Below are 13,700 nucleotides of genomic sequence, written 5' to 3' on the forward strand. Positions count from 1 at the left end.
TTCAAAAATGATAGTAACAAATTTTCGCGTGAAAATCACCAGGGAGGAATGGCCACATGAACATCATCATAGCCGATCATTACGACGATCTTTGCCGAATAAGCGCTGATATTGTCAAAGACTGTGTAAAAGCGAAACCGGACGCTGTCTGGGGGCTTGCCACAGGCAGCACTCCAATTGGGCTGTACAAACAACTCGTCCATCAATACAAATCAGGTGAACTTGATTTCTCTAAGGTTACAACATTTAATTTAGACGAATATATCGGATTATCACCTGAACATCCACAAAGTTATAACAAATTCATGTATGATCATTTATTTCGTCATATCAATGTACCTGAGGAACAAATACATATTCCAAAGGGAGACAATCCGCAGCTTGAAGACGAGTGTTCAGCTTATGAAAATCTGATCAGACGTATAGGGGGAATCGATATTCAGATTCTCGGGATCGGCGCAAACGGACATATCGGTTTTAATGAACCGGGGTCCGATCCTGAAGCAAGGACTCGGATCGTCCGCCTGTCGGAAAGCACAATTAAGGCCAATGCGCGCTTTTTCGGCGATCAGTCGCTCGTTCCGCGGCTCGCCATTTCGATGGGAATCCAAACCATTATGGAGTTTAGCCGGCACATTGTTTTATTGGCCAGCGGAGAAGAAAAGGCCGAAGCTGTCCAAAAGATGGCGGAGGGCATCATGACCAAAAATGTACCCGCTTCCATTTTGCAGTCTCATCCCAATGTGACAGTAATTGCAGATCAGCATGCGGCTCAACAGTTAAAAAAACAATCATCATAAAGGAGACTGTTATGTTTAAAAAAAGCGTTCCAAATTTTACGACAGCTTGGGCGGGCATTGATGGCCCTGGCTGCCGTTTTGCCGGCGGCCGGCCTGCTGCTTCGTTTTGGCGATCAAGATGTACTCAATATTTCGATCATCAAAGACGCGGGCGGTGTCGTCTTTGACAATCTTCCGCTCATTCTTGCCGGCGGCGTTGCCATCGGTTTAGCGGGAGGAGAAGAAGCCGCCGGGCTGGGGCTGTCATCGGCTATCTCATATTGACTGTCACCCTTGATAATATGGGAAAGCTTCTCGGTTTAAAACCTCCTGATGTGGCAAAAACCGTCCGAAGGTCCGTAAACATGTGGAGGATGCAGGCGAACATGTTTGGATTCCTGAATACGAGGAAAAAATAAACTAAAACCTCGTATGAAGGAGTGAATGGGAAATGGATCATGCCAAAGCCCTGTCCATCAAGGGAATCATGACCATTGTGGTCTTGTATCTTGTACTCGGTCTCGGATTCGGCTTTACTTTTGGGAATATCCTTTTGATTACAGTGGTGTTGGGCGCAGTCTCCTATCTGCTTGGAGATTTGTTCATTTTGCCTAAAACGAACAACATCACCGCGACACTGGCGGATGTAGGGGTCGCTTTTCTCACCGTTTGGCTGATGGCGCTTGCCATGGGCGCCGCGGCAGACACCGCCGTCTCAGCCGCATTTTTTGCAGCGGTCGCCATGGCGGTGGGAGAATACATGTTCCATTTTTACATGATGAATAAAAACCTCGGCTTTTTCAATCACCGCCGAATGGAAACAAGAACAGACTGATCATCCTTTGAAAAAAAGAACGTCCCGGCAGCGGGACGTTCTTTTGATTAGCTATTCGTTTGATAAAATCATGAATTGGCCGATTTGGCCGCACTCTTCCGCAAACCAGACCGATTGATCGCCGCCCGCTGCAATACCGTGCGGTTCAGCATGGGCCGCCGGAATGGAATATTCGGCGATATCCCCCGCCGCCGTGATTCTGCCGATTTTATTGCTCCCCCATTCCGTAAACCACATGGCACCGTCAGGGCCAGCTGCAATGGCGTGGGGACGGGCATTTACGGAAGGAATCGGGTATTCACGAAACATTCCCGACACGGTGATTCTCCCGATTTGATTGCCGTTTATTTCTGCAAACCACAGCGCACCATCGGGGCCGGCGGCAATGCCGACAGGTCCGGAGTCCTTTGTAGGGATCGAAAACTCCCGGATGTCTCCCCCAGGTGTAATCCTGCCGATGGCATTGCTTTGGTTTTCTGTAAACCATAGGGCACCATCGGGGCCTGCTGTTATAAATGAAGGAAATGACCCTGGCTTGGGCAGTTCATATTCCGACACTTCCCCCGCTCCGGACATCCTGCCAATTTTATGACCTGCCATATCCGAATACCACACGGCACCGTCAAGGCCTTCCGTAATACCGAACGGCGCCGCTCCAGACGGCAGCGGATATTCCGTTATCTCGCCATCGACTGTGATTCTGCCGATTTTTCCGGCTTTATATTCTGTAAACCATAAATCCCCGTTGATTCCGGAGGTGATAATCGAAACACCTGCATTCTCCGTCGGAACGGCGTATTCGGTCATCCGGCCGCCGGCGGTGATCCTGCCGATCCGATTCCCTTTTTGTTCTGTAAACCAAAGCGCACCATCCGCGCCTCTGACAATTCCGTATGGGCCTGATTCAAGATCAGGCAGCGGATATTCATTTATTTTGAACTGCATGGCTATCCCTCCTGTATATTGAAAAACCCGGCAAATGTTCTGAATAGGAGGCATGAAGCCGCACAGCAAGTATTTCTTTTACGATTAAAGCACATGACAAATCCTATTCAGAAAAAAAGACGCTACATCAGTCAAAATCGGAATAGACGAATCCGATGGCCTGTAACGAGATTTTCTAAAAAGGATTATAAAATCATGTGTGTTTTCACCCTTCCGCTTTTTTTTCAGTATATCACACGCCAGGGATTCTGACGTATGACTTTCTGAAAACATCTATTTTCAAAAGATATTCAAATTTCCGCCCTCTCCTTTCATTCGGAGCGGCATAATGTGTTTGTATAGCTGTTCCGGAGAAAGCGCGGCAACAATGGAAACGGATGTGTTCAAAATGGATGACTATAATGACATAAAAGGTTTGCTAGAGCCATATCCCCCGCTTTACGCAAAAGACTTCCCGCTCATTCTTTTTTGGGTTCCCAAAAGCGGAAGTACAACTCTGCATCGCTGGTTCTTGTTCCAAAACGGATCGCCTGAAGACGTCTGCCTCATGTCAGACGAAGAGGTTCATCATTACCGAAACACGATGTATACGGAAAAGCCCGGATATACGAAAGAACTTGCCGAACATCTGCTGAAGCAAAAAAAGGATGCTTACAAGCTTGTGAGAAACCCGTTCCGAAGAGCCGTCAGTTTGTTTTTAACCGCTGTTTCCGCCGGCGATATCCTCGATGGGATGTCTTTTAAACAATTTTTATATCAATTGCAGAAGGCGGGTGCATTTGACCGGCACCTCGCTCCCCAGTATATAAATGGGGAAGAAGAGGTTGTAGAACATTATATTTATCTTGAGGACTTTAAGGCGCACATAAGAGAAATTGAAAACAAATACAGGTTAATCAAAGCGCCGCTTTCAAAACTGTCGAAGTCCCCGCATCATTTTTCGAATTTTATGGTAAAAAAAGAAAAATCCGCAGACGCGGCGGTGACAAAAACCACTTTTGACTGGGTCATTCCCACATATGAAAGCTTTTATGATAAAGAAGCAACACAATTAGTGGCAGACATCTTTAAAAAGGACTTTGAAGTGTACGGCTTTGATCCGAATCATGTAACATGACTTCCCGTTCTCATTATTACGAGCTCCTTTCAATTTGATTACAATTTGGAAAATCGGTTCCAAATGCTTTCTTTTTTAGCAAATATCATTTAGAATGCGCACTAGATCATTTTTTACGATCTGACTTCTTGTTCAAGAAAGGAGACACATGATAATGAAGAAACTGATTTCGTCTCTTATGATTGGATTCATGTCTATCGCTCTCGCCGCCTGCGGTTCCAATGATGAAGGCCAAAAATCAACAGCAGATGCTCAATCAAAAACAACTCAGCAAGATCAAGAAAAACAAATGAAAGCGATCCAGAAGAAGCTTGATAAGCAAAAGATCGATGAGAAGAAAACGGTTGCCGTCGTGAACGACAAAAAAATCAACGGCAGCGAATATAACAATTTATTATCAACCGCGCAAATGCAATATCAGCAAGCGGGACAAGACCCGACGACAGCTGACGCGGCTAAACAAATCAAACAGCAAACACTCGACAGCCTCATCGGACAAACCCTGCTTCTAGAAGAGGCGGATAAAAAAGGCTACAAAGCGTCTGATCAGGAGATTAATAAACAGCTCGACGAAAGCAAAAAGCAGTATAAAAGCGATCAAGAATTCAACACCGCTTTAAAAAAAGCCGGCTTAAACCTGTCTGAACTCAAATCAGATATTGCCGCCAACATCAAAGCGGAAAAATATATCAAGAAAGAAGTCCCGCAGGATAAAGTAACGAACGAAGAAATTAAATCATACTACGATCAATACGCCGCACAGCAAAAAGATAGCAAGCAAAAAACGCCGAAGCTTGAGGACGTAAAATCGCAAATCAAGCAAATGCTCGAACAGCAAAAACGTCAGGAAAAACTCGGGCAGCAAGTTGAAAAATTGAAAAAAAGCGCGGAGATAGACATCAAAATATAAAAAAAGGACCGCCGGGTTTGCCCGGCGGCCTTTTTTATGGCTGCTTCACGCTTTCGAATTCCAATGACTCTATCGCGGCAACGACATCCGCTTCGCTGAACGTTCCCATTAAACAAAGCGACTCTTCCGGTTTGCAGGCATGGGCTGCGATTGTCTGTTTCGCCTGCGCAAGGTTTTCTGCAATGCCCAAATCGCTTAATCTTTTCGGAAAGCCGAGCGCCTCATAAAGCGGAAGCAGCTCCCGGATATCGTTTGTCCTTCCTTCCAGTGCAAGCTGCACCAATATGCCATAAGCGACTTTTTGGCCGTGCAGCACATGGTGGGTTTCCGCAATAAATGTCAAGCCGTTGTGAATCGCATGAGCGCCGGCCATTCTGCCGTAGCGGCCCGCATAGCCTCCTACCGTTCCCGCGAGCACGATGACCGCTTCCAGCACATTTGTTAAAGCTGGAGATGGTTCGCCTTTTTCGATGCTTTCGACAGCCTTCAGACTCTCCTGTAAAAGGATGTCCCGAATATAGACAGATTGCCTGAGCCCCGCCTGAACCATAATGGAAAGCGAATCAGCCGTATTTCTGATGATCGCTTCCGCCTCATACCATTTCGCCAGCGTATCGCCGATTCCGCTTTTCACATAAGCAATCGGCGAAGAAAGGAGCAGTAAAGGGTCGACCAGCGTCAAGTAGCTGGAGCGCTTATGGTATTGCACCCTTTCAAAGTTGCCCTCGTCATCGTAAATCACGCTGAGCGGCGTGGCTGCGGCGCATGTCCCCGGAATTGTCGGAATCGTCATCACTTCAATGTTCAACAGGGCAGCGGCGGCCTTCGCTGTATCTAACACGGTTCCTCCGCCAATTCCAATGATAATATCCGCCGAGCCTGCTTCCTCGGCAGCTTTGCGAATCGCCTGAAGCGAGCTGTAGCCTCTATGCTGAATCACCTTCCAATCAGCGGGAAGCTCCGCATGATTGGCAAAAGCCGCAAATGACTTGACTCCGGTGATGATGACAGGACGCTTGAATCCGTCCAAAAACGACGGGATCTCCCGGGTGATCCCTTCTTTGCAAATATATTGGTTCGGTCCGCTTCTGACGATTTCTTCAGGCTGCATGACACCATCTCCTTCTATTATTTTCTAAATCTTATCATCTCACTTCCTTCGAAAATAAGTCAAATTATATAACAAATCGTTCATCTCTTTCTTTTATCTTTAAAAAAAGCGATTCTCCCTCCCGCTCAAGCTCAAACAGCTGCTCTATATGAAACACTCCTTGGGGAAACTGCCATTATACAAAGCATGAGCGGCTGCAGCGGCGACCTTCGCCGTGATCAGGGATTCGCGTTCTCCGTGCAAAGAAAGACCGATTTCCCGGCTCCTTCCGTCTTTCACTTCTGCAGCATCGACTTTCACCGCATACTTGGCAGATCCGATCTGCAGAGAACCAAGACTTTTGACAGCGGCTGAACGGATCACCGCATGTTTTAAAAGCCGCGCAGCCCCACTTTTCTTAAGCCCGGCGATGACAAACGTTGCAACCCGAGAATCAAAACAAAGCCTTGTAGCGATTGAAGGCACACCTAAAGTGTTCGGAAGGGTCATCTGGTCTGAAAAGGGAAATCGATAGGCCATGCGCCGGCCCATACACCCAAGGTCTGCCGGCCTCCCGCCGGTAAAACTGCCGACTTTCTTCACTCGTCCCCGGTCTGTTATGTCAAACACTGAATGGAGCTGGTCTACCGTCCACTCAATTGCCGCCTTCCCATGGCTGTCTCCTAAACCGAGCATGATCGTGATATCGATACGGTTTGTTTCATCAAAGGCTTTCTTTGCCTCTTGCGCCAGTAAATTGGTTAGTCCCGGGGCCAACCCGACACTCAACACCCCCGTTCCTCTGCAAGCGCCGGCATTCAGCCGTTCGATCCGGGCTAAAAATGGCCCGTTTGCAGAAATGTCGATATAATCCGTCCCGTTCGCCAAACAAGCCTCGGCTAAATCCGTGTCCTCCTGATCTATACATACGATGACAAGCTTCGTCTGTTCAAGCCAAGCCCAATCATCAGCCGCATCTCTATTGAAGCGCATCGGCTTCACTTTACCTCCCGTTTCCCGGCAAAGTCGCTGAGCTCTGTCCAGATTTCTCCCTGCGGCATACACAAGCCCCGGGTATTTCTCCCCGAGCATCCGGCAGATGTGACCGCCGACATAACCGTATCCGCCAATCACGACAATATGCTGTTTCAACATTTGCCGCCCCCTTTTACAGCGAACCAGCCATCAATTAAATAAGCGCTGAAAAACCGCGTCACATTCGTAAAACCTGATTCCTCCAGCAAAGCTTCCACCTCTAGCGCCGGAATCGGATGAGAATGCTTGCCGATAGAATCCGCGAAACGCCCCCACTCCTGTTCAGAAATTCCGTTTGCCAGCATATGTTCCTTCCAGGCTTTCATCTGCCACGAAAATGTTTCAGAATAAATATCGCCATTGATCGACGCGATCGAAAACGGTGCTCCCTGAGGTAAACGGGCCGCGATATCCTGCAAAAACTTCCGCTTATCGCGGACAAAATGGAGGACAAGCATGCAAGTCGCCGCATCATATTGATGCTCCAGCTGTCCCACTTCTCCTTCAATGAAGTCGGCTTTGAGCTGAATACCGGCGAACTTCAGCCTTTGCTGCGCCAAATTGAGCATATGGGCAGATGTATCGACCCCTGTAAACGACCAATTCGGATGTCTCTTGCCCAATGTCAGCAATTCCTGTCCGCCTCCTGCCCCGACAACCGCCACATTGGCCTCATCCATATTAAGCCGAACGGTCAGCAGGCGATCCATCATATCGTATAACATGCGGTAGCAGGGGATTTTCAAAGCGATCTTTTCTCTATATTGATACACATCAAGGTGATTCCAATCCATGTTCATGACAAGGCGCACTCCTTTTAGTAAAATAATTAAGAATTGTTCTCAATTATAAGGAAGTTTTTCAAATGCACCATCCCACAAACATGGGATTTTTAATGGAGGGAATCCAATGGACCGGCCGTTAAAAGACCAATTCAATGAGCTTGGACAAACATCACAAACATCACCGCAATACATGGAAGCCGTCATATCCGCGCTGCGAAGCGCGATCTCATTTGATGCTTCATGCTGTACAGCCGTCGATCCGAAAACCCTCCTGTCCATCGGAGCGATCACAGATGAGCCAATTGAAAGGATGCATGCGCGGTTATTTGAGCTTGAATACATGGATGATGATGTCAATCAATACGAAACATTAATCAAAACAAAGCAGACAGCGGCGATTTTAAGCGGGGCCTTGAATGGGAATCTTCACAAGAGCAAACGATACCGCATGATTCTTGAACCGGCAGGCTTTGGGGACGAAATGCGGGCCGTTCTTTTAAGCAAGGGGGAATGCTGGGGCTATCTTACACTATGGCGAAAAAGCGGACGGCCGCCATTTCATAAGAAGGAACGCTCCCTTCTCGCTTCACTTGCACCGGTTATCGGCCGGCACTTGCAGCGATTGCGACATCAAGCGCCAAAAAAAGACTTGTTTCACATGAAACATGCCGGCGGCATTCTGATTTTGTCGGAGAATGTCAGACCGATATCATGCAATGAAGCGGCGCTTCATTGGCTGAGCGTCCTCCGCGGATGGGAAAAGATCGGCGGCGCGTCAATACCGAGGCCGATCAGAGCCGTCTGCTCTCGAGCCGCAGCAGAGACGGATGATCCGGCAAAAACCGTCATTTCGATTCCGGGCCAGCCCCTTCTGTCCATTAAAGCGAGCCGCTTGGACGGTTTCGGCCCGTCAGGACAAATCGCCGTTTCATTCGAGCCGGCTTCACCCGCAGAAGCGATACCGCTCATTGCAGACGCGTACGGCCTGTCTGAACGGGAAAAGGACATCGCATACCGGATCATCCGCGGGCTTTCCACAAAAGACATCGCTGAAGCCTTGCACATTTCGGCTTATACCGTCCAAGACCATTTAAAGTCGATTTTTTTGAAGACTGGGTCGGAAAATCGGCGGGAGCTGATGTGGAAGCTGCTTGATGATGTTCTGAAATAAAAAGGGGAAATATCTTGGACTAAAACAGATAATAAAGGGCTTTCGCGGTTCATACCCTTTTAACTATATTTAAGATATTTTAGTAGAGTTGCGAACTAATTCATAAAGCTAGAAGGTTTAATTATTGCCCTCTTTTACACCTAGCCTTTGATAATTCCACCCGTTACATCCATTGCTATCCAAAATATCAAAGGCTTTTTATATCAGTTTTATTATAAATTCCAAATAGATGCTGGCATCTCGAGTTTTTAGGAATAATTTGGCCTCCATTTTTTTATAATTGATTCCAAATTTGCATTTTGTATTCCTCACCAGATTCTCACACCCGACAGCTTTGCCCCGCCATAATCCATTCCACGGTCCAGTATCGAATTTTTGTTCTTATTTATTGGCCCCCTATAATTGTCTAATCTTTAACATGTTAAGCGAAAACGCTGTTTTTTCTTCTTGGTTTTTAAGAAAGAAAACAGCAACATCATACAAGAAATCCCCTAAAAACATGCTAAACTAAAAAAATCATCAAACCCACAGGAGGTCCGCCATGCGAAACGAAACCCGCACGCTTTTTCTCGATCCCGATCTGCAAGTTGAAGCCTACCGCTTTAAAGGCATCATGCAGAAGTTCCCGAATCACTTCCACGACTATTATGTGGTCGGTTTTATCGAAAAGGGGCAGCGCTGTTTGCTTTGCAAGGGACAGGAATACATCATCAATCCCGGTGACCTCGTGCTTTTTAATCCGCATGACACCCACAGCTGCGAGCAGATTGACGGGAAAGCGCTCGACTACCGCTGTATCAATATTACGCCTGATGTAATGATGAAAGCCGTTAAGGAACTGACGGGCGCGGAAAACCTGCCATACTTCACGCAAAACGTCTTGTACCGCCATGAACTGACCTCCAGCTTGAAGGAACTGCACATCTATATTTTGCAGAAAGAAAACACGCTGAAGAAAGAGGAATTGTTTCTCTATCTGCTTGAAGAGCTGATCCGGACATATTCTGATGTCGCGTTTTTGGAAAATGCGCCTGAGCCGTCCGATGAAGTCAAAGCGGTCTGTGATTATTTAGAAGCGCATTACACGGAAAATATTACGCTGGACGATCTCAGCCGGCTGACGGGCTGGAGCAAATACCATTTGCTGCGGTCGTTTACGAAGCAAAAAGGGATTTCCCCTTACAGCTACTTGGAAACCGTTCGCATCAACCATGCGAAAAAGCTGCTGGAACAAGGGGTTAAACCGATTGAAACCGCGTTTCAGACCGGCTTCAGCGATCAGAGCCACTTGACCAAATTTTTCAAGCGTCAGGTCGGACTGACACCGAGGCAATATATGAAGATTTTTGAATGTGACAGACAGGAGATGAAAGAATGAATACTCGACGTGAAACCACCGGACATCTTGCGGCTGTTTTAACCATTCTTATTTGGGGCACGACTTTTGTTTCGACAAAGGTGCTGCTTGAGGATTTTTCACCAATGGAGATTTTGTTTTATCGTTTTCTGCTCGGTTTTATCGTGCTGATCATCGTCCATCCGCACGTTCTAAAAGTGAAAAGCTGGCGGGAGGAAGCGCTTTTTGCCGGAGCGGGGCTGTGCGGCGTAACGCTGTATTTTTTGCTGGAAAACATCGCGCTCACCCTTACCTATGCCTCAAACGTCGGCATGATTGTAGCGGTCGTTCCGATGATCACCGCGGTTCTGGCCCATTTTCTACTGACCGGCGAGAGGCTCAAACCGCATTTTTTTATGGGATTTGCCGCCGCTTTTACCGGCCTCGCACTCATTTTTTTCAATGGAAACGCGGTGCTTAAACTGAATCCGCTCGGTGATATACTTGCGTGTGCCGCGGCCCTTGTCTGGGCGATATACTCGATCTTCATGAAAAAAATCAGCGCATTTCGCTATCACACGATTCAATGTACACAGCGGGTGTTCTTTTACGGACTGATCTTCATGATTCCGCACCTTTTCCTGTTTGACTTCCGCTTCACGCTCAGCCCATTCGCTTCCCACGTCAACCTGTTGAACATGCTATTCCTCGGGGCTGGCGCATCAGCGCTTTGCTTTGTAACGTGGAACTGGTCGGTCGGTGTGCTGGGAGCCGTGAAAACGAGCGCATACATATACATGGTACCCGTGATTACGATTGCTGCATCCATTCTCATTTTGCATGAAAACATGACATGGATGGCGCTCATTGGAGGAGTCCTGACATTGACAGGCCTTTATATTTCAGAAATAAAGCCAAAACCGCGGCTGAAGGAGGAACAAATCTCAGGAATGAAACAAAATGCGCACTTGTGATCGATGAAAGCCTGCCGCTCGGACTAATCGCCAATACAGCGGCGATCCTGGGGGCAGCCCTCGGCAAAAACAGCCCTAGCCTCCTCGGCGGAAATGTAACAGACGGCTCCGGAATCGAACACTTGGGATCGTCAAAGTCCCCATTCCCATATTAAAAGGGAATGCCGAGCACCTCCATGAATTAAAAAGCAGGCTTTTGACCGATGATTTCGACGATTTACTGTCAGTTGATTTCACCGATGTCGCTCAAGAGCATTCACACATATGAAGCCTATACTGAGAAATTCCAAAACACTGCTGCTTCCGATTACCGCTATTTTGGAATTGGCATATGCGGGGATAAGAAGAAGGTCATCCGATTGACCGGGAGTTTGGGGCTGTTGAGATAAACAAAAAACGGGCATTGACTTTGCTGAGTGAGTCAATGTCCGTTTTTTGTCATACGTTTGCCACCTAATAGTGAAAGCACAAATAAAGAAAAGAGGGACCTTCTATGGATCAAATGGTATTAAAAACTCAGGAATGGCTAAACAAAACCTATAGCGGGAAACACGGCTTCAACAAGGTGAAAGAGAACGGAAAACCAAGCTGGGAAACGATTTACGGTTTAACGAGAGCATTGCAGATCGAACTCGGTATCGCAGAGCCTGCTGATAATTTCGGGCCGGCGACAGAGAGTAAGTTTGTTCCGCTAAAAAAGCAGAAGAAAACTGAAAAACCGACAAACCTAAATTACATTCTGCAAGGCGCTTTTTGGGTTAAAGGAAAGGGATTTAATCCCGGCGGATTAACAGGTAACTTTTTTGAAAGTACAGAGGATGCCGTGAAAAGATTTCAGAGGGCCGCAGGTCTAGCCAAACAAGATGGTGTTGTCACCGCACAGATCATGAAGGCACTGCTCAACATGAGTGCTTTTACATTGGTACGAAACGGTGATACGAAAATTCGTCAAATTCAGCAAAATTTAAATCGGGATTACAATGCTTATTTCGGATTAATGCCTTGTGACGGCGTTTATTCCCGAGAGACAAACAAGGCGCTGATTTATGCTTTGCAAAAGGAAGAAGGCATGAGTACAAGTGTGGCAAACGGCTTTTTTGGACCAGGTACAACAAGCAAATGTCCGACACTTAAACCCGGTGATTCCAGAACCAAATTCGTGCTGATTCTTCAATACGCATTATATTGCAATGGCTATTCTTCGGGTGAATTTGACGGCGTTTATGATGCGGAAGTCGAATCTGCCGTCTCCCGCTTTCAAAGCTTCATGTGTTTGCCTGTAACGGGTATTGCCAATATGGCAACGATCAAGGCATTATTGTCAAGCTCCGGCGATACTTCACGTGCCGCGGCGGCCTGTGACACTGCCACGATCCTAACAGCCGCCACAGCAAAAACTTTACGGAGCAACGGATATAAAGTGGTCGGCAGATATTTGACAGGCAATGTGCGGACAAGCAGCGGCCTTAAATCAAAGGCGATGACTCCGGCTGAACTTTCAATCATTTTTAATGAAGGTTTGAGAGTGTTCCCGATTTATCAGGACGGCGGCTACGAATCCTCGTATTTCGTACCAAACCAAGGAACAACAGATGCGTATGCCGCTGTCAACGCAGCGCAGGGATTAGGCTTCCCATCTGGCACAACCATTTATTTTGCCGTTGATTTCGACGCGTATGATTATGAAGTAACAGACAAAATCATCCCTTATTTTAATGAAATCAGAGCAGCGTTTGACAAAATGGAAAGCATACCGAATTCGCCAAAATATAAGATCGGCGTATACGGGCCTAGAAACATCTGTATCAGAACAGCCGACGCCGGATTGACGGAGTACAGCTTCGTTGCCGACATGTCGACCGGCTTCAGCGGCAACCTCGGCTACACGATGCCAAAAAACTGGGCCTTTGATCAATTCTACGAACATTCAATCGGCACGGGCAGCGGAGCCATCGGCATTGATAAAGACGCTTATTCAGGCAGGGACAAAGGAACAGCAAGCGTCACCCCGTCGTCAGATCCGGTGTATGACGCACGAGTCAGAACGTTGAGAAATATTTTAGCAAACATCCCGGCACTGAGCAGTATTTCTGAACTATTTACAACAATGTTTATTTTTGATAAAACAGAGACAGTTTACGAGTCTCTATACTTGGATATTACGTTGTCTACTTCACTAATATTTAAAAAGCCAAGTGAAACATCACCGGGTACATTACAAGTTAAAAACGGAAAGGTCGGAGCGTCGATTACAGAAGTATTAGGGAACTCAAAAACATCATTGAGTTCTTCACAAATTCATTCGTATGATGAGCTTTTAAAGAATATCGGCTTGTCGGTGCGTAACGGATATATCATGGTAAACGTTTCACCTTCTGTTGAATCTTTAGATCTTTCATTAACGATATTCAGCAATGAAATTCCGGTAGTCGATGATACAAAAACTGAAATGTCAGCTACAATTACCTTTAAAATTAAGAAATTATATGTCTCACCCAGCAAACCAGTTGTAGCTCCTGAAGAAGCGTTACCAATCGATTGGGGAACAATTGGGGTTGCAGTTGGAGGAATTATAGCAGCTGCTGTTGGTGTAGCAGCTGTCGTAATAGTGGGAACTGCAGCACCGGAAATCGCTATTGGCACGGCAGTGTCTGCTGTGTTATTTGCGATATTTGGTTCACAAACAGCTGATTAATTTGTTTATTTAATGAAAGCTGCATAAA

Annotated in this window: 13 protein-coding genes and 2 pseudogenes; 11 read left to right on the forward strand and 4 right to left on the reverse strand. The window is 46.8% G+C overall.

The window, feature by feature from the left end; translation table 11 throughout:
• The first annotated feature begins 56 nt into the window (after window positions 1-56).
• From nagB to BTR1S_RS12620, 3 genes and pseudogenes are all read left to right on the forward strand, one after another.
• On the forward strand, window positions 57-800 hold the full coding sequence (nagB, locus tag BTR1S_RS12610; RefSeq protein ID WP_029419465.1) for a glucosamine-6-phosphate deaminase: 744 nt from the start codon (window positions 57-59) through the stop codon (window positions 798-800).
• Window positions 801-860: 60 nt separating this feature from the next.
• A pseudogene (locus BTR1S_RS12615) lies at window positions 861-1,111 on the forward strand (PTS transporter subunit EIIC); the annotation flags it as partial.
• Window positions 1,112-1,230: 119 nt separating this feature from the next.
• Complete coding sequence (locus BTR1S_RS12620; protein WP_029419466.1) at window positions 1,231-1,614, forward strand: DUF2512 family protein; 384 nt, start codon at window positions 1,231-1,233, stop codon at window positions 1,612-1,614.
• Between the two features lie 51 nt (window positions 1,615-1,665).
• Here the strand turns inward: BTR1S_RS12620 and BTR1S_RS12625 are convergent, their stop codons facing one another.
• Complete coding sequence (locus BTR1S_RS12625; RefSeq protein ID WP_029419467.1) at window positions 1,666-2,559, reverse strand: Vgb family protein; 894 nt, start codon at window positions 2,557-2,559, stop codon at window positions 1,666-1,668.
• Between the two features lie 328 nt (window positions 2,560-2,887).
• Between BTR1S_RS12625 and BTR1S_RS12630 the strand changes: the two genes are divergently transcribed.
• Window positions 2,888-3,676 (forward strand): sulfotransferase family 2 domain-containing protein, encoded by a 789-nt coding sequence (locus BTR1S_RS12630; RefSeq protein ID WP_006640041.1) that lies wholly within the window; start codon window positions 2,888-2,890, stop codon window positions 3,674-3,676.
• Between the two features lie 154 nt (window positions 3,677-3,830).
• Window positions 3,831-4,586, forward strand: coding sequence for a SurA N-terminal domain-containing protein (locus BTR1S_RS12635; RefSeq protein WP_006640040.1), 756 nt, complete (start codon window positions 3,831-3,833; stop codon window positions 4,584-4,586).
• Window positions 4,587-4,620: 34 nt separating this feature from the next.
• Here BTR1S_RS12635 and BTR1S_RS12640 read toward each other — a convergent pair whose 3' ends face one another.
• The 3 genes from BTR1S_RS12640 to BTR1S_RS12650 form a co-directional block, all read right to left on the reverse strand.
• Window positions 4,621-5,697 carry an iron-containing alcohol dehydrogenase family protein gene (locus BTR1S_RS12640; protein ID WP_029419469.1) on the reverse strand — a complete coding sequence of 359 codons (1,077 nt, stop codon included), beginning with the start codon at window positions 5,695-5,697 and terminating at the stop codon, window positions 4,621-4,623.
• Between the two features lie 144 nt (window positions 5,698-5,841).
• Window positions 5,842-6,831 (reverse strand): saccharopine dehydrogenase NADP-binding domain-containing protein, encoded by a 990-nt coding sequence (locus BTR1S_RS12645; RefSeq protein ID WP_051397545.1) that lies wholly within the window; start codon window positions 6,829-6,831, stop codon window positions 5,842-5,844.
• On the reverse strand, window positions 6,825-7,511 hold the full coding sequence (locus BTR1S_RS12650) for a class I SAM-dependent methyltransferase (protein WP_029419470.1): 687 nt from the start codon (window positions 7,509-7,511) through the stop codon (window positions 6,825-6,827). The genes BTR1S_RS12645 and BTR1S_RS12650 overlap by 7 nt, the downstream gene beginning before the upstream one ends.
• A 109-nt stretch (window positions 7,512-7,620) precedes the next feature.
• On the opposite strand from BTR1S_RS12650, the gene BTR1S_RS22940 reads away from it, so the two are divergent.
• The 6 genes and pseudogenes from BTR1S_RS22940 (at window position 7,621) to BTR1S_RS12675 (ending at window position 13,672) form a co-directional block, all read left to right on the forward strand.
• Window positions 7,621-8,667: a helix-turn-helix transcriptional regulator gene (locus tag BTR1S_RS22940; protein ID WP_029419471.1), complete on the forward strand. Its 1,047-nt coding sequence runs from the start codon at window positions 7,621-7,623 to the stop codon at window positions 8,665-8,667.
• A gap of 541 nt (window positions 8,668-9,208) precedes the next feature.
• The gene (locus BTR1S_RS12660) at window positions 9,209-10,045 is read left to right on the forward strand and encodes an AraC family ligand binding domain-containing protein (RefSeq protein ID WP_029419472.1); all 837 of its coding nucleotides are present in this window, start codon (window positions 9,209-9,211) and stop codon (window positions 10,043-10,045) included.
• On the forward strand, window positions 10,042-10,977 hold the full coding sequence (locus BTR1S_RS12665) for a DMT family transporter (RefSeq protein ID WP_029419473.1): 936 nt from the start codon (window positions 10,042-10,044) through the stop codon (window positions 10,975-10,977). Before BTR1S_RS12660 ends, BTR1S_RS12665 begins: the two co-directional genes overlap by 4 nt.
• Window positions 10,974-11,245 (forward strand): annotated as a pseudogene (locus tag BTR1S_RS23300) (DUF2000 domain-containing protein). The gene BTR1S_RS12665 and the pseudogene BTR1S_RS23300 overlap by 4 nt, the downstream one beginning before the upstream one ends.
• Window positions 11,181-11,366 (forward strand): DUF2000 family protein, encoded by a 186-nt coding sequence (locus BTR1S_RS22835; RefSeq protein ID WP_169802094.1) that lies wholly within the window; start codon window positions 11,181-11,183, stop codon window positions 11,364-11,366. The pseudogene BTR1S_RS23300 and the gene BTR1S_RS22835 overlap by 65 nt, the downstream one beginning before the upstream one ends.
• A gap of 104 nt (window positions 11,367-11,470) precedes the next feature.
• Window positions 11,471-13,672, forward strand: coding sequence for a glycoside hydrolase domain-containing protein (locus BTR1S_RS12675; RefSeq protein WP_006640032.1), 2,202 nt, complete (start codon window positions 11,471-11,473; stop codon window positions 13,670-13,672).
• Window positions 13,673-13,700: the final 28 nt, after the last annotated feature.

This window comes from Bacillus sonorensis NBRC 101234 = KCTC 13918 (assembly GCF_001592005.1).
In the GTDB taxonomy this organism is placed as follows: Bacteria; Bacillota; Bacilli; order Bacillales; family Bacillaceae; genus Bacillus; species Bacillus sonorensis.